The sequence below is a fragment of the Bacillus sp. 22-7 genome (assembly GCF_010628845.1).
Lineage (GTDB): Bacteria > Bacillota > Bacilli > Bacillales > Cytobacillaceae > Cytobacillus > Cytobacillus firmus_B.
On record NZ_NJQY01000028.1, the window covers coordinates 29,326 to 44,669 of the forward strand.

Consider the following 15,344-nt stretch of genomic DNA (forward strand, 5'->3'; position numbering starts at 1 on the left):
GAGAATTTCGGTGAATTTTCATAATCATCAGTTTTTTTGGTCCTGGTTACAATTTTATTTTAATCGCGCTTTCAACCTGGCCCATTGGCCCTTCTGCCGAGATTAACCCAACTGCAGCGCCGGACAGCTGAAAAAAGTATGATAGATTCTTTCGATCCTGAATATTTAACTGATCTATAACCACTCCTCCTAAAATCACTGCATTGCCTATTAAGCTGTCATTAAATGAATCGAGCAGATAACTGCAGAGTGTTTCCCCGGTATATTGCTTACTTAATGGTCCGTTAATTTCAATATACATGGTGTCGGGTATAACCAGGCTAAATGATGAAGTTGCCAGACAATCCGCCATCGCAGCTGGTGAAATCACAATTGCGATGGCTCCGTTTCCTCCCATGCACTTAATTTGCTGGTCAATCCCCGCAAGTACTGTACCATTCTGCTTGAAGCCTTCTTTTCGAAAATAATCTTCAGGCTCACAATCTATTAACTTGATGCCTTTTTCTTTACAGAATTTAAGGGTGGTTTCCTCTTCTGTTCCCGTAACTGAAAAGAAGGTTTTGGCTGGATTTGTCACTTTTTCATAGCCTTGGTTCCAATATGCTTTAAAGACAGAATGTGAACTTTTCCCGCTGATGAGTTTCCAATCCGGTGTCAATTCAATTTTATCTCCAGGAGAAACTGAAGGAAGATTTGCCACTTCGGCGATTCGCTTTTCAATAATATTCACTCTGGCTCACGTCTCCTTTGAACCAGTAATTTAACAGTTCGGATTTTCGAGCCAATGCCGCTGTGCCGCAGAAACTCCAGCACCTAGTTCCACTTCGTATCCGGTCTTCTTTAAAGCAAGCTCCATCGCAGCAAACATTTTCAGCATGTCAGCAGCATCTGTATATCCCATATGTCCCAGGCGCAGAATCTGATTCTTCACCTTTCCGAGACCGCCTCCCAATGCGATATGAAATTCTTCCCGCATCATCCTTCTGAATTCATCGGCATTTTTTAATTTTACAGCTGTCAGGGTTGGGCTGGCTGCCGAATCATCCACCAGCAATTCTAGACCTAATGCCCGCACTCCAGCTCTAGTCATATCCCGAAGTGCAGCATGCCTTTTGTATTCAGCTTCTATTCCTCCGCTTTTTTCTATCATATTGCAGGCTTCAAGAAGCCCGCAAACAAGTGATATATTCGGTGTATAAGGTGTGCCGGCCCCTGATTCCAATCCTTTTTTATAGAGCTTAAGGTCAAAGTAAAAGGATGGGCACTGATGCTTATTCACAGTGTTCCAGGCTTTTTCACTTAATGTAATTAACGCAAGGCCAGGCGGCAGCATTAATGCTTTCTGACCTCCGGTTGCCACAATATCAATGCCCCATTCGTCCATGTATAGAGGCGTGCCGACAATCGAGCTGACCGCATCAACGAGGAATATGGCATCTGATTCTTTTACAACTGCTGCAATCTCTTGAATGTTGTTGATTGCAGAGGTGGATGTTTCACAGTGTGTCGCAAAAACAGCTTTTGCCTCAGGATTTTCCTTCAATGCTTTTCTCACATCTTCAGGATCGACAATATTTCCCCATTCAGCATCGACGCGGACGGTTTTGCAGCCGATATGGTCTGTAATTCCCTGAAGGTACTCACCAAAATAGCCGACTACACAAAGAATGATCGTATCGTTGGGACCAACCGTATTAATAATAGCTGTTTCAAGAGCGGATGCTCCGCTTGAGGTAAGTGGGATCACCAGGTTTTCAGTCTGGAATATCATTTTAGACTTTTCAGTCGTTTCCTGAAGTACATCCTGGAAGGCTGGATTCCGGTAATCCATCATGGGATGATCGAAACTCCTTAGCATGGCACGCTGTATTTCTTTTGGAACCTGAACTGGCCCCGGCAATCTTAAATCCAATTTTTCTTCAAACATAGTTTCCTCCCCTTATCGTTTCGATTTATATCTTGCTAATGAATTATTTTGCAATTTTTGTGCCAAGGTTGATTGCCTTTTGTACAAAGGTTTTGTTGTTTGGGGAGTGTTTCAGTGTTTCGTTATGAAACGAAATGGAACAAATTGATGAAACAGATTGTGGCGGATAGCGGAAAGGTGTTGAATTGGGATTAGGAGTTATGAAGGCGGTTTTTTTGGCTGCTCGAGGTTGTTGGCTTTGTGAAGCCTTTTATGACGACTATTTTCTTTTTTTGCCCGAGGTTTTGGGCTTTTTGGAGCCTCTATGACGACGGTTTCTTTGGCTGCCCTGGATTTTGGGTTTTATGAAGCTTCTATGAGGACAATTCCTTTCCACTTCACTGGATTTTGGTCTTCATGAAGCCTTTATTGGCGACTATTTTCTTTGGCTTTCTGGATTTCGGGATTATGAGGCTTCTATGACAACGATTTTGTTTTGATCCAATTGGTTTTTGGCTGCAAGTCGAGCATATGATTTTTCAAACAACAAAAGACAGCCCCGTTCTTTCGAACAGGCTGCCTTTTTAACATAAGTATTATTTGCTTTGCTTAAGAGATTTTTTTTAATTCATCCGTAAGGCGCATGAATTCTTTTTGGTTCCGGCTAGTGAGAGCTTCATCAATTTTTTCGCGAAGCTTTTCAATTCGATATTCCTTAAGAGCTTGATTTAGGACTTGTTCTGCTAACAATGACACGTTTTCCTCAGACTGTTGCGGCGAGTTAAGTAGACGTTTTTCCATTTGCAATCAACCCCTTGACCTTTTTTCTATTGTAACAGAAATTTTCAGATTATTCAAATCATTATTTGCTGGAAATTTTGTTAGCAGCTGCTAAGCTTGTTAACTACAATGTACCCGATATTGAAACCGTTTAAACAATATACAAAAAAGCTGACTCATGAGAAGGGTTATTCCCTCACAAGTCAGCCCTCTTATCCTTTGGCCGTTTCAAGTATGCTCATTACATTTTGTACAGACTTAACAGATTGATCGAGTGCTTCCTTCTCATCGGCAATCAATGGAATTTCAATGACACTTTCTATTCCATTTCCGCCCAGAATTGTTGGCACTCCCAGGTAGATGTTATTGTATCCATACTCACCTTCCAAGTAGGCAATTGATGGCAGGATTCGTTTTTTATCTTTCAGGATCGCTTCAGCCATCTCAACCATTGAAGCTGCAGGAGCATAATAGGCACTTCCCTGGCCAAGCAGATTTACAATTTCTCCTCCGCCTTTTCTGGTTCTTTCCACAATCGCTTCGATTCGGTCTGCAGGGAGAATTTTCTCCAGAGGAATACCGCCAGCATATGAATATCTAACGAGAGGAACCATGTCATCTCCATGACCACCCAGGACAAAACCTGAAATATCTTCAATCGAAACTCCCAGCTCTTGCGCCACAAACGTATTGAATCGGGCTGTATCCAAAACTCCTGATTGGCCGATTACCCTATTTTTCGGAAAGCCGGTCGTTTTGTAGCAAACATAGGTCATGGCATCAACAGGATTGCTTAATACAATAATATAGCTTGCCGGGGCGTATGTTTTTATATTTTGAGAAACCTCAATCATTATCTTCTCATTTACAGCAACCAAATCATCCCGGCTCATTCCCGGTTTTCTTGGCATTCCTGCTGTAATCATAACTAAATCTGCATCTTGAATGTCTTCATAGCTTGAAGTTCCGGTTATGCTGGCATTAAAGCGCTGAACCGGTCCAGCTTCCAGCATATCAAGGGCCTTGCCTTTTGTTGGGTTTGTCTGTGAAGGTATGTCAACTAAGATTATGTCTCCCAATTCTTTTTGGGCGAGCATCAGTGCTGCCGTCGCACCAGTAAAGCCTGACCCGATAACGGCAATCTTTCTTCTCCTAAAAGTCATCGCTGTTCCTCCATTTCATCATCCAGTTGGAGTACATTATTGATCTTCACGGTTATCTTGCTCCGCAGCTGGTATCTGTTTCTTTTTGCTTCCTCCCTTTTTTACGGGGGGTGGTTCAGGAACTGCCTCTTGTCTCATTTCCTTTGGTTTCCTGTCATCCAACAAAGCTTTCTTGATTTCTTCATCAGGATGAGGTATAACATGTGCTGACACGAGTTCCCCCACTCTGGCTGCTGCTTCTTTTCCTGCATCCACAGCAGCCTGAACAGCACTTACATCCCCCTGAACCAAAACCGTGACTAAGGCAGCGTCCACTTTTTCCTGTTTCACTAAAGTAACATCGGCAGCTTTCAGCATGGCATCTGCTGCTTCAATGGACCCAATCAGCCCTCTTGTTTCAATCATGCCGAGTGCTCTTGCCATACTATTTCACCTCTTTCTTTTCAACGTCAACAGAATCAATGATTCCGATAATCAATGCATCAATTGGCAATTTGAAATCCCCGGACATGTTTGAAGCCGAACTTCCACGTGTAACGAGAACCTGATCACCGACTCCCGCGCCAATTCGATCAACTGCAACGAATGATTTTTCTGCTGAAATTCCATGAGGCTCGACAACCAAAAATTTCAGGCCAGTTAAATTATCCTCTTTTCTTGTGGCCCATACATTGCCGATTACCGTTCCCATTTCCATGTGCTTTCAGCCCCTTTTGTATCCATTACAACAATGCTTTTTCCCAATTCGCGTGCAGCATCACGTGCCAAAGGTGTTATAATGGTCTCTTTATCTACCAGGATTTCATTCTTTTTGCATTCTTGAACATCTCTTTGAGTTATCAGCTTCTTTACGTCTGGCTGATCTGAACTGAAAGGCTTTGGCGCAGCAAAGTCGTCCAGACTGTTGATTTCAACCCCGAACTTTAACAGCTTTTCTTTATACTCCATTAAACTTAAAAAATACTCCCGGTTTGTTTTTTTCTCTCCATTGAGGATTTTATAGAGATTTGTTTTCGGAATTAAGGTAACAGGGACATAATCAATAATACAGGCTGAGATAAGCTCGCTTTCCGGTGTATCACAAATGCCCAATGCCCCTTTGACAAACAAATCCTGGGAAGCATCAAGAAAAATAACTTTCATAACAGTATGCAGCTGGGGATTTTCACTGGAGTCATAGGGAAGGATATTCCAATTCGCTTCTAACACTTCTAATAAAGCTGGGTCAATTCGATTCAAATCCCCTACAGCCAGCAGATTATGCTTCATTTTAGGATTGGGAGCTGATGTGGCACCCAATAGATTTTTCACAACTTCTTCTACAATTTGTTCAATCATATGCCTGTCAATCATAAGCTATCCTCTTGCCTTACCAGCCTGCCGGCTGTTTTCCCGGCAATCAGCCCTGCATTGGCTTCATCAGTATCAATATGCATTTCAAGCCTGTACCGGGGAGAGATTCTAATTAACACATTTCCAAAGGATATTGGACGTTCTCCCGCTGCCTCAACTTTGACGCATTCCCCATTTTTCACTCCGAAAGCTTTAGCATCTTCTGGAGTCATATGAATGTGTGCCTGTGCAATAATTAAACCTTCTTTTTTGTATAGGCTCCCCTTTGGCCCTATCAGAGTAACGGGAGAAGAACCTTCTATATTCCCGGAATCGCGAAGCGGAGGCTTCAACCCGAGCTTGATCGAATCTGTACGGCTGACTTCTACCTGGGTTATATGGCGCGCAGGACCTAGAATGCGCACTTTTTCAATGCTTCCTCTAGGTCCTGCGATTGTAATGATTTCATTAGCAGCAAATTGGCCAGGCTGAGATAATTCAGCTTTTTTGGTAAGCTGATAGCCTGTTCCAAAAAGAACTTCCAGATCACTTTGACTTAAGTGACAATGCCGGGCAGAGACAGCCATTGGAATTGAATGTTTTTTTACTGAGGACCCCTTAAGTCTTAAGACTATTTCCTCGACAATCGAATGAATGGCTTGCTCGTTCATGGTTTATGCTCCTAACGTAGTATTCTTGTATTAAAGCTCAACATCAATTTTTGGAAGAATGCTTTCCAATTCGTTATGAGGACGTGGAATGACATGAACAGATTTCAATTCTCCAACACGCTGTGCTGCTGCAGCACCCGCATCAGTTGCTGCTTTAACTGCACCTACATCTCCCCTGACAAGAACCGTTACAATTCCGCCTCCAACATGCACCTTACCAACTAAATGAACATTCGCAGCCTTTACCATGGCATCAGCTGCTTCCACTGAAGCAACCAAACCTTTAGTTTCAATCATTCCTAATGCAGTTAATTCTCTAGCCATTTTTATTTCCTCCTAATTAGTTAGTTTGATATTTTTTCATTACTTGATTGACCATTTCAGCAATCATGCTTGCATCCACATTGCCATCCGGCGATACTTGCTGAAGCACCTGGCTGACAATATGATCAACATCCCAGCTGCCGGCTTGTTTTTTTTCATCTATAGAAGAGGATGCTGCCGGTTTTGGGATGGTGACTTCTTTCGTTCCATAAGCCATTCTTTTAATATTGATCAGGTGGCGTGCTGTTACATTATCAGAGGTAATGTTGCCGCCGAATGAACCGCATCCCAGAGTCAGAGAAGGCATCAAACCGGTTGTCGCCCCCACGGCCCCAATGGATGAAAGCGTGTTAACCATCATTCTCGAAACAGGCATTTCCAAGGCAAAATCCCTGGCCACTGCGTCGTCATTTGTATGGATGGAAAGGCTATGTCCTCTTCCGCCCAAATTGAGCAGCTTCAGGCATATGTCTTTTGCCTCCTGCAAGCTTTCCGCAGTATAAAGTGCAAAGACCGGAGATAATTTTTCAATAGAAAATGGTATGTCTTTGCCTATTTCAGTTTCTTCAGCAATTAATACCCTCGTATCTTCAGGGACTTGAATCCCCGCCATGGATGCGATTTTAACAGCACTTTGACCGACGATATCCGGATTCAGCTTTCCAAGTGAAGGTGAAATGACTTTTTCCAACGCAGCTTTTTCATGCTTATTTAATAGATAAGCCCCATTATTCCTGAGCTCTCTCATAGTCATTTCTTTGATGTTGCGATCAACGACGATTGATTGTTCAGTAGCGCAAATCGTTCCATTATCAAAAGATTTACTGTCAATAATCATCTTCACCGATTGGGCCACTTTAGCAGTCTTTTCAATATAGCAAGGCACATTTCCGGGTCCTACTCCATATGCTGGCTTGCCTGAACTGTACGCCGCCCTGACCAGTCCGCCGCCACCTGTTGCTAATATGAGATTGATATCACGATGCTTTATTAATTCGTTTGTTGCACCCATCGACGGCGTTGAGATCCATCCAATCAACCCTGCAGGTGCCCCAGCTTGTATGGCTGCATCATTGACGATTTTCAGCGCTTCAACTGTGCATTTTACAGCCCTTGGATGAGGGCTCACAACAATGGCATTTCTTGTTTTTAGAGCAATCAGTGCTTTAAATATGGCTGTTGAAGTAGGGTTGGTTGTTGGAATTATGCCTGCAATGACACCGTAAGGATAGGCAATGTCCGTTACTTTATTTACACGGTCTTCACTTATAATGCCCACTGTCTTTTCATCTTTGATTGATTCATAGACAGCCTTGGAGCCGACTTCGTTTTTTATTTTTTTGTGCTCGACTATGCCCATACCTGTTTCCTCTACCGCCATCCGGGCAAGATAAAGTGACTTTGCATAAGCAGCATCAGCGGCTTTTTTGACGATTTCGTCGACCTGCTCCTGTGTAAAGGCCATATACTTTAACTGCGCTTCTTTGGCCAGCTTTACAGCATTCCGCATTTCCTGCATGGATTGAAGATCATGATCAAATTGCAAGATTCCCACACTCCTTTCAGGATATTTTGAAAGACTTAGTATTTAATTGGGTTCTGAGAAATTTCCAAAATGGCATCCCGGAAAGCATCAGCAGCTGCCTGGCAGGCTGATTGAGAGCCGGTCAAAAGGCCTCCGCCAAAATTGGTTTCCGAAGGCGGACCAAAGAATTTAACCATTTCCACATCCGCTGCCTTTAGAGCAGCGTCAAGTCCATAAACGGCTTCCAATGGAGGGGCTATCAGATAGGCAATAGGCTCTCCGATATTGATGCCTGCTTCTTTTGACAAATAGGAGCCTGTTCTGGAAACAACATGTGCGTAAATGGCATGAGATTTTTCCTGATCAAGTGCTTCAAAAAAAGCGTCTGATTCTGCAGTCTGGAAAACAGCTTCCATGCCGCTTTTAACTTCATCTGGAGACGGTCCGGCGATGATACCAATCATTTCACCAGACAGCGGTCCGGAAGCATGAGCGGCACCGGCATAAAAAGACCTCGCATAAACGACTTCCACATCTGCTCTTTTAGTAGCTTCATCAAGTGCTGTATATCCCACATCATCGACGGTAGAGGTGAATATCGCCAAACTTCTATGGTGAGGCTTCAGATCAAATTGCTTTGCAAGATCCGGATCCACATTTGGAATGACCCTGACAGCCACTATATCAGCGTGAATGCGTTCTAATCCCATTCCTTTCGCCTCCTACCCTTCTTTTTTTACCAGCGATACACCACTTGCTTCATATTTAATAACTTTTTGGATAACCGTCCCGAGATAGGCTCCAGCCTCTGCGGGAGGAATTCCGCCTTTATGTATATTGGAAATTACCATCCGGTCAGCTTCAATCGTTCCTTTTCGGGGTTCATAGCATAGGTAGGCACTCAGTGATTCAGCACTGACCAGACCAGGACGTTCGCCTATTAATAACACAACCACTTTGGGTTTCAGAAGCTCCCCTACTTCATCCATAACAGCCACCCTTCCCTTTTCAATATAAAAAGGGGTTCCCATATCGAGTCCTAAACTTTTTAGGGATTGCTTAAGGGATAAATACACATCCTCTGCATTTTCTTCAATGGCACTTGAGCTCAGTCCGTCAGACAGAATGATTTGAACAGCCGGTTCCTTTTCACATTTAGTTAGAATGATTTTCTTGGCTTCTTCTGATAGCTTTCTGCCATAATCTGGCCTGCGGATGTAAACTTCTTTTTCATTCACCATTGTGTTGACTTTAAAAAGTCCGAGACGGGTTATAAGCTCGTCATTTACATCTCCATAGACAGCATCGACTGCCGCTGCATGGTCGAAGCGGAATTTCAGCCATGTGTCTGTCTTCGGTCTTGAACCTGCTCTTCCCACCCCGATTCTAGCTGGTGTTTTGCTGATTAAGGACTGCAGTTCAACTGGATCAGCAGGATTGTCAATCCCGCTCCTTTCACTAAAGGGGTCCACTTTAAATTGACTGGATTGATGCGACGGAGCCTTTTTTGAATCTTTCGTTCTCTGATAGCTTTTAATTTTTATAAGTTCGCCTGCATCCTGTTTGTCCGTTTCAACTATCACGCTTGGCGACATGGATTTTTCTTTGCTTTGATTAGAAGTATGGTCCCAAAACTTCACTCCTGTGCTGCTGTATTGTGCTTGGTCAACAGCATCATGCTGGGATTGAAGTTTTTCCACCACTAGGCGTGTTACTTTTTCAATCAGTTCAGGATTCATTATTTTCAACTCCTATCGTGAAAAAATGGTCGGATCGCCTGCGATTTTGCTCAGCTTTCCATTTTCGAAGATTCCCATTTTCTCAAGCCAATCCCTGAATATCGGAGATGGCTGCTTATTCATTGTCTGCCTAAGGGTGGCAACGTCATGATAGCTCATGGATTGGTAATTGAGCATGCAATCATCCCCCATTGGGGCAGCAATAATAAAATTCACTCCAGCTGCTGTCAGCAGCACGCCAAGGTCTTCGATATCATTTTGATCGGCCTTAATATGGTTTGTGTAGCAGATGTCAACACCCATTGGGATGCCGTGCATTTTCCCCATAAAATGGTCCTCAAGCCCAGCCCTGATGACCTGTTTATTATTGTACAAATACTCGGGACCAATGAAACCTACCACTGTATTTACTATGTAAGGGTCATAATGCCGGGCAAAGCCGTAATTTCTCGATTCAAGTGTCATCTGATCCATTCCAAAATGGGCTTCAGCGGAAAGCTCTGAACCTTGGCCCGTTTCAAAATATAAACGCTGAGGCCCGGTGCCGGTGCCGAGAGTTTTTGCCATGTCATTTGCTTCCTCAAGCAGTGAGACCGTAATTCCGAATGACCGGTTGGCAGCCTCTGTTCCAGCTATGCTTTGGAAGATCATATCAGCAGGTGCACCCTGTTCGATTGCCTTCATTTGAGCTGTTACATGCGCAAGCACACAGTTTTGTGTTGGTATTTCCCAGTCCTTAATAAAAGAATGTGTGGCATGGAGCAACCTCTTTACACTCTCAACCGAATCGTCCACAGGATTAATTCCAATCACTGCATCCCCTATGCCGTAGGATAAACCTTCTTTTAAAGAAGCGATCATGCCATCCACATTATCGGTTGGATGATTAGGCTGCAGACGGGAAGCCAGGGTTCCTTTATATCCAATCGTTATATTGCATTTCGTTAGGATTTCGATTTTATTGGCCGCATGAACAAGATCAAGATTAGACATGATTTTTGCGGCGGCAGCAATCATTTCACTGTTTAATCCCCTGCTGATTCTTTTTAAATCTTCACCTGTCGTGTCATCGTCCAGGATATATTCACGAAGTTCAGCAACGGACCAATTTTTTATGCTCTGATAGACGGGTTCATTCATCCCGCCTTCTATAATTCTCGAAACCTCATCCTCTTCAGGCGAAAGCATAGGATTTTCGCGGATATCAGATAGAGTTAAATGACTTAGAACCAATTTTGCTGCGATTCTTTCCTGGACGGTTTCCGCTGCAATTCCCGCGAGGCGGTCCCCTGACTTTTCTTCATTTGCTTTAGCGAATAAATCTTTCAGATTATTAAACTGATACACATTTCCCAAATGATTGGTTTGCAGCTTCATAAATAATCCCTCCTTTCTTACTGATGGAATGTCAATGTCTTTATGACAACAGGTACCACATTGGTTTGAAGCAGGTGGCCAATATCTATGTAATCGCCATGCTCTGCCTTTATCTGGTCGATGCATACGATACTTTGCTTTGTTTCCTGAGCTTTAATTGTCTGGCCAAGGACTTTAGCGTGGTCGCTTTCTAAAACGACAACAAGCGGCTGTTCTGGTTTCGGCTTTGCTTGTATGGATTTCAGCAGGGCTAAAGATAGCTCCTGGATATCTCGAAAGCTCAAATAGGGCAGTGCCGTTAAATACAGGGCGAAATTTTGTCCCTCCTGCTGAGAATCATAAATTTCCACCGCCTTTTTTACTGCCTCTTGAATCTGGTGGAGACCTTTTTCCAGATTGTTATCAAACCGGATCTGATAGACTGGCAAATTGCGAATTGGCAGTTCATGGCCTTCAGCATGGATGGTTGACCCGCTGATTTCAGTCGTTTGTGTACCTGCTCCGAGAACTGTTGCCCTGACCGTTTCATCCGGTTCCACCCATTTAAAGGAGGCTAGATCACGGCAATTTCGTAATGACTGTGCCAGCATTTTACCAATATCGTCATACTGAGCAGGAGAGGATTCAGCGTTTTCAAATTGGTACAGGCATTCACTGATCCCGCCTGAAAACATGATGTAATCTATCTCCTCTATCCAATTTGGATCATGTCCCAGAAGCAGAGGCAAATCCTCCTGATAAAGATCCTTCCTTAGCATTCGCCCAATTACTTCTGCCATGTAGTCCGTCAGCTTTCCGATGATAGGGTGATTTCTGCTGTCCCCTCTTTTTAAATCAGCCCCCCATTGCCGAAGGATTGTTTGAACAGGAGGAGAAATACTTTTTATTTTGCCGTCTGTAAATTCAATCAGTCTGCCGCCGATATGGAGAGTGCATGTCCCGCAGAGCCTTCCTGAACGATAAACTGCAGCGTTGGCAGTGCCTCCGCCAACATCAATATTAGCCACAGTTTTTCCAGTCCTCTTGGATAATTCATAAGCTCCTGAACCTTTTGCAGCAATAATTCCTTCTAAATCAGGACCGGCAGTTGCGACAAGAAAATCCCCTGCATGGTCAGATAAATAGTGGACCATTTCTTCGGCATTCTGTTTTGTCGCCGTTTCTCCGGTAATAATGACAGCACCTGTTTTAATATCACCCGGCTCGATTCCCGCATTCATGTACTCCTCTCTGACAAGCCTCTCTACAGCTTCAATATCGATAGATGACGCAGTCAGAAGAGGAGTCCGGTATATCGGACTACGGTAGAGCACTTCTTTTTCGATAATTTCTATTCGCGGCATATGGGTTCCGCCAGCCATATTCATGAGAGAAAATCTGCTGATGACGAGTTTGGTCGTACTCGTTCCGATGTCAATTCCTGCGCTGATTATATTCTCTTTTTGTGCATCGTAACGCTTCAACATGATCCCCGCCTTACTGCAACGAATTAACTATTATGCAGAAAATAAAAAAAGGCACCCCATATGAAGCAACCATTAATTGATTGTTCATACAAGGCGCCTTTGCCTGATTTATTCTTTTGTATAATTAGAATATATTCTATTATCGTCACTTTGTAAAGGGTTTCATCAGAAAATTACGACATCATCCGGCAATGAATCAGCATAATCTTTCATTTCTTGAAGAGAATGGCATTTCACCAGGCAGCGTATTTCTTCTATTCCTTTTCCGGAAATAGAGGAGGTAATCACAATAGGTCCATTTGGGACTGCAATTCTAAGCTGCCTGATTGCCGAGTTTACATCCGATTGATCAGAATCGCTTTTTGTCACGACTCCAATTGCAAGCTTATTAAACCCATTGCTGAAACCTGGCGGAAAAATAGTTTTCCGCTTTGTAGAATCCTGCAAATATAGTACATGGGTCACTTCGAGTGCCGTTGCCATGATATTTTTATAGAAAAATGGATTTTCTGTGTATTCCCCCGGTGTATCCACAATCCAGTCATAATAGTTCAGTGCCTGTGTTTTAACCGCTTCCGCTTTGCGGCCTAGAAGGGCATTTGTTAGAGTCGACTTTCCAGCCCCGATTGAACCGATTAGCATTGCTCTGTTCATTTTGGACATTCTATACAGCTCCTTATGATTTAGTTATTTCCGAAGGAGTGTACCTCAGTGTTTCAGATAAAAAGCGGTTGATTTCCTCCATGGCCATTTGCACAGCCGATACGGTTCCTACAATGACAAGACTGCCAGTGAACCGGTCCAGGAACCCGATCTGCACGTCTGCAGCTTTTGTCGCCAAATCTCCTGCAATAATAACCGTTTCACTTGGTGTCAGTGTTAAAATCCCCAACGCTCCTGCCTGCTGGATCCCCAGTTTTTCAAACATATCCGGATCAGGATTTGCGATTAAATGGCTGAGTGTTACTTGCTTTCCCGGCACAAATTCCTGTATAAATCGTTGTTTTTCCTCATTCATTGCTTTGGCCTCCCAGGTGACTGCTGCTTAGATTGCTTTTTTTACTTTTTCTTCTTTCGTTAAATATTCATCTTTTCCGATAATGCCAGCTTCGCGGTCTTTTTTCTCCAATTCCAGAGCTTTTGGTACAGATAACCAGTACGCTAATCCAATCCCTATGACTCCAGCAGAAATTTTTCCGGCTATAATAGGCAGAATTAATGTAGGCTGGAAATTTGCTGTAAAAGATAAATGATCGCCAAGCAAAAAGGCCGCACAGACTGCAAAGGAAATATTAATGACTTTATCTTTAGGCGGCATTGTTCTGACCAATTTAAACATGGCAAGGATGTTCGCTATTGTAGCAACTATCCCTGCGCTGCCTTCCTTGCTTAACCCGACTTTACGGCCTAGAGCCTCCAGCGGTCCGCCGGCATACTTTTGGAGAAGATAAACCATCGGAAATGCACCGGCAAGCATGATCCCAATATAACCTGCAGTCTCAAGTGCCCGGAATTGATCCTCCGAATCCGCCATGATAGGGTGGAAGCCCCAGCCTCCAAATACAGTTGAGAACAATCCGGTAAAAATTTCCACGATGGAAAAGACTAAAACAAGCTTAATGCCCGCATCTAAAATACGTCCAAACCACATAAACCCATTGATCATTAAATCGGGCAGGAAATATAAACCCAGTGCAATCAACACTACAAAGATTAAAAGCGGACTTAAATTCAATAAAATTTGTCCTAATCCGAGTGCGAACTGATATTTTGCCTCCCCTGACGTGGAAATGAAATCCCTGAAACTTGAGCTTGAAACCGCAATAATCACACTTGAAATGAAAGCGCCGATTGGAATGGTCAGAACGCCTGACATCACACCAAGAGCCATATATTTATGGTCTCTCTTATCAAGCATAGCCAGGCCCATCGGTATGGAGAAAACAATGGTTGCACCCGCCATAAAACCGACAATCATCGCCATGATCCAGCCTTCCTGTGTTTGCTTTAACACTTCAGCTAACTGGTAGCCGCCCATATCGGTTGCCAATATGGCAGTTGCAGCTATGGCAGGATCTGCCCCGATCGCAGCAAAAAATGGACCGCAGACCTTATCAATAAACCACGATAAATACGGAATGGATGCCATTATGCCGGCAGCCGGAACAAAGATATGGCCGACTGCATGAAGCCCCTCCATAAATTGTTTTCCTAATCCTTCATCACTGTTGCGGATGGCAGCAAACGCCCCAGCTACGGCACAAGCCATGATAATGTAAATAACAATTTTACCTACCATTTCCATCATAGATCCCTCCCTAAAAGTTTTTATATGTTAACGGAATCCTGCAGCTTTTTTACAAGAAAATAGGATAAAAATAGGAGTTCGATAGTATAAGAATAAGTAAAAAGACAAAAAGGTGCCGTACGTCAGCTATTTGCAGACGCATGGCACCTTTGCCCGTTCTATCCACTTGTAAAAGAATATTAAGCGTTATATTTTACAATTATACGCTTTGCCACATTTTCCAGTGTAACCTGTTTATTCATGCTGATCTTACGCATTTTCCTAAAGGCATCTTCTTCCGGCATATTAAACTTTTGCATTAAAATGCCTTTTGCTTTTTCCACTATTTTTCTATCGTTTAACTTCTGATTCATGGTTTCCACTTGTTCCCGGATTGCCTTGGCATTCTCTGCCTGTCTGAGCGCGATCTCAACCGCTGGAATAAGACTGGCTTCATTAACCGGCTTAACAAGGTAGCCGAGTATATTTGCCTTTTTGGCTTTATCGATATATTCCCGCTGACTATATGCTGTAAGGAGCAGGATGGGCGTATTGATTTTATTGGAAATGATTTCACTTGCTTTAAGTCCATTGAGATTAGGCATCTTGATATCCATAAGAATTAAATCAGGTTTTAAAGAAAAAGCAAGCTCAACTGCCCTTTCACCATCGCCTGCCTCTGCAACTACTTCGTAGCCGGCATCCTTTAGCATCAAGCTTAAGTCCATGCGGAAAATTGATTCATCCTCCACAACCATAATTCTTTTTTTCACG

The 15,344-nt window shown here is 43.3% G+C and carries 18 protein-coding genes; all 18 read right to left on the bottom strand.

Annotated features, from left to right (window positions below):
- Positions 1 to 46: 46 nt before the first annotated feature.
- The 18 genes from CE058_RS19080 to CE058_RS19165 all read right to left on the bottom strand — a co-directional run bounded on the left by CE058_RS19080 (position 47) and on the right by CE058_RS19165 (position 15,343).
- The gene (locus CE058_RS19080) at positions 47 to 730 is read right to left on the bottom strand and encodes a hypothetical protein (protein ID WP_048011253.1); all 684 of its coding nucleotides are present in this window, start codon (positions 728 to 730) and stop codon (positions 47 to 49) included.
- Positions 731 to 760: 30 nt separating this feature from the next.
- A complete protein-coding gene (locus tag CE058_RS19085; RefSeq protein ID WP_048011254.1) occupies positions 761 to 1,927 on the bottom strand; it encodes a pyridoxal-phosphate-dependent aminotransferase family protein in 1,167 nt (388 codons plus the stop codon).
- 588 nt (positions 1,928 to 2,515) lie between these two features.
- On the bottom strand, positions 2,516 to 2,707 hold the full coding sequence (locus CE058_RS19090; protein WP_048011255.1) for an IDEAL domain-containing protein: 192 nt from the start codon (positions 2,705 to 2,707) through the stop codon (positions 2,516 to 2,518).
- A 191-nt stretch (positions 2,708 to 2,898) separates the two neighbouring features.
- A complete protein-coding gene (gene mdh / locus CE058_RS19095; RefSeq protein ID WP_163144764.1) occupies positions 2,899 to 3,849 on the bottom strand; it encodes a malate dehydrogenase in 951 nt (316 codons plus the stop codon).
- 36 nt (positions 3,850 to 3,885) lie between these two features.
- Positions 3,886 to 4,272, bottom strand: a complete 387-nt coding sequence (locus tag CE058_RS19100; RefSeq protein WP_048011257.1) for a BMC domain-containing protein — start codon at positions 4,270 to 4,272, stop codon at positions 3,886 to 3,888.
- A gap of 1 nt (position 4,273) precedes the next feature.
- Positions 4,274 to 4,546, bottom strand: a complete 273-nt coding sequence (locus tag CE058_RS19105) for a EutN/CcmL family microcompartment protein (protein ID WP_048011258.1) — start codon at positions 4,544 to 4,546, stop codon at positions 4,274 to 4,276.
- Complete coding sequence (locus CE058_RS19110; RefSeq protein WP_163144765.1) at positions 4,528 to 5,202, bottom strand: hypothetical protein; 675 nt, start codon at positions 5,200 to 5,202, stop codon at positions 4,528 to 4,530. Before CE058_RS19110 ends, CE058_RS19105 begins: the two co-directional genes overlap by 19 nt.
- Positions 5,199 to 5,852 (bottom strand): phosphate propanoyltransferase, encoded by a 654-nt coding sequence (locus CE058_RS19115; RefSeq protein ID WP_163144766.1) that lies wholly within the window; start codon positions 5,850 to 5,852, stop codon positions 5,199 to 5,201. Before CE058_RS19115 ends, CE058_RS19110 begins: the two co-directional genes overlap by 4 nt.
- Before the next feature lie 30 nt (positions 5,853 to 5,882).
- Complete coding sequence (locus tag CE058_RS19120; protein WP_026582312.1) at positions 5,883 to 6,176, bottom strand: BMC domain-containing protein; 294 nt, start codon at positions 6,174 to 6,176, stop codon at positions 5,883 to 5,885.
- Positions 6,177 to 6,192: 16 nt separating this feature from the next.
- The gene (locus CE058_RS19125; protein WP_053071394.1) at positions 6,193 to 7,722 is read right to left on the bottom strand and encodes an acetaldehyde dehydrogenase (acetylating); all 1,530 of its coding nucleotides are present in this window, start codon (positions 7,720 to 7,722) and stop codon (positions 6,193 to 6,195) included.
- Positions 7,723 to 7,757: 35 nt separating this feature from the next.
- A complete protein-coding gene (eutL, locus tag CE058_RS19130; RefSeq protein WP_048011261.1) occupies positions 7,758 to 8,411 on the bottom strand; it encodes an ethanolamine utilization microcompartment protein EutL in 654 nt (217 codons plus the stop codon).
- A gap of 12 nt (positions 8,412 to 8,423) precedes the next feature.
- Positions 8,424 to 9,440 carry an ethanolamine ammonia-lyase subunit EutC gene (eutC, locus tag CE058_RS19135; protein WP_163144767.1) on the bottom strand — a complete coding sequence of 339 codons (1,017 nt, stop codon included), beginning with the start codon at positions 9,438 to 9,440 and terminating at the stop codon, positions 8,424 to 8,426.
- Between the two features lie 12 nt (positions 9,441 to 9,452).
- The gene (locus CE058_RS19140) at positions 9,453 to 10,817 is read right to left on the bottom strand and encodes an ethanolamine ammonia-lyase subunit EutB (RefSeq protein ID WP_163144768.1); all 1,365 of its coding nucleotides are present in this window, start codon (positions 10,815 to 10,817) and stop codon (positions 9,453 to 9,455) included.
- Positions 10,818 to 10,834: 17 nt separating this feature from the next.
- Positions 10,835 to 12,283: an ethanolamine ammonia-lyase reactivating factor EutA gene (locus tag CE058_RS19145; protein WP_048011264.1), complete on the bottom strand. Its 1,449-nt coding sequence runs from the start codon at positions 12,281 to 12,283 to the stop codon at positions 10,835 to 10,837.
- Positions 12,284 to 12,448: 165 nt separating this feature from the next.
- On the bottom strand, positions 12,449 to 12,946 hold the full coding sequence (locus CE058_RS19150) for a EutP/PduV family microcompartment system protein (protein ID WP_048011265.1): 498 nt from the start codon (positions 12,944 to 12,946) through the stop codon (positions 12,449 to 12,451).
- A gap of 13 nt (positions 12,947 to 12,959) precedes the next feature.
- A complete protein-coding gene (eutS, locus tag CE058_RS19155) occupies positions 12,960 to 13,301 on the bottom strand; it encodes an ethanolamine utilization microcompartment protein EutS (RefSeq protein ID WP_048011266.1) in 342 nt (113 codons plus the stop codon).
- A 27-nt stretch (positions 13,302 to 13,328) separates the two neighbouring features.
- A complete protein-coding gene (gene eutH, locus CE058_RS19160; protein WP_048011267.1) occupies positions 13,329 to 14,588 on the bottom strand; it encodes an ethanolamine utilization protein EutH in 1,260 nt (419 codons plus the stop codon).
- Positions 14,589 to 14,770: 182 nt separating this feature from the next.
- Entirely contained in the window at positions 14,771 to 15,343 is a 573-nt protein-coding gene (locus CE058_RS19165) for an ANTAR domain-containing response regulator (protein ID WP_048011268.1), read from the bottom strand.
- Position 15,344: the final 1 nt, after the last annotated feature.

Bases quoted from the DNA above. Each gene is read 5' to 3' on its own strand.
- CE058_RS19105 (WP_048011258.1), bottom strand. From the start codon at position 4,546: ATGGAAATGGGAACGGTAATCGGCAATGTATGGGCCACAAGAAAAGAG.
- CE058_RS19150 (WP_048011265.1), bottom strand. From the start codon at position 12,946: ATGTCCAAAATGAACAGAGCAATGCTAATCGGTTCAATCGGGGCTGGA.
- CE058_RS19110 (WP_163144765.1), bottom strand. From the start codon at position 5,202: ATGATTGACAGGCATATGATTGAACAAATTGTAGAAGAAGTTGTGAAA.
- CE058_RS19140 (WP_163144768.1), bottom strand. From the start codon at position 10,817: ATGAAGCTGCAAACCAATCATTTGGGAAATGTGTATCAGTTTAATAAT.
- CE058_RS19115 (WP_163144766.1), bottom strand. From the start codon at position 5,852: ATGAACGAGCAAGCCATTCATTCGATTGTCGAGGAAATAGTCTTAAGA.
- eutS (WP_048011266.1), bottom strand. From the start codon at position 13,301: ATGAATGAGGAAAAACAACGATTTATACAGGAATTTGTGCCGGGAAAG.
- eutH (WP_048011267.1), bottom strand. From the start codon at position 14,588: ATGGAAATGGTAGGTAAAATTGTTATTTACATTATCATGGCTTGTGCC.
- CE058_RS19090 (WP_048011255.1), bottom strand. From the start codon at position 2,707: ATGGAAAAACGTCTACTTAACTCGCCGCAACAGTCTGAGGAAAACGTG.
- mdh (WP_163144764.1), bottom strand. From the start codon at position 3,849: ATGACTTTTAGGAGAAGAAAGATTGCCGTTATCGGGTCAGGCTTTACT.
- CE058_RS19085 (WP_048011254.1), bottom strand. From the start codon at position 1,927: ATGTTTGAAGAAAAATTGGATTTAAGATTGCCGGGGCCAGTTCAGGTT.
- CE058_RS19145 (WP_048011264.1), bottom strand. From the start codon at position 12,283: ATGTTGAAGCGTTACGATGCACAAAAAGAGAATATAATCAGCGCAGGA.
- eutC (WP_163144767.1), bottom strand. From the start codon at position 9,440: ATGAATCCTGAACTGATTGAAAAAGTAACACGCCTAGTGGTGGAAAAA.
- CE058_RS19100 (WP_048011257.1), bottom strand. From the start codon at position 4,272: ATGGCAAGAGCACTCGGCATGATTGAAACAAGAGGGCTGATTGGGTCC.
- eutL (WP_048011261.1), bottom strand. From the start codon at position 8,411: ATGGGATTAGAACGCATTCACGCTGATATAGTGGCTGTCAGGGTCATT.
- CE058_RS19120 (WP_026582312.1), bottom strand. From the start codon at position 6,176: ATGGCTAGAGAATTAACTGCATTAGGAATGATTGAAACTAAAGGTTTG.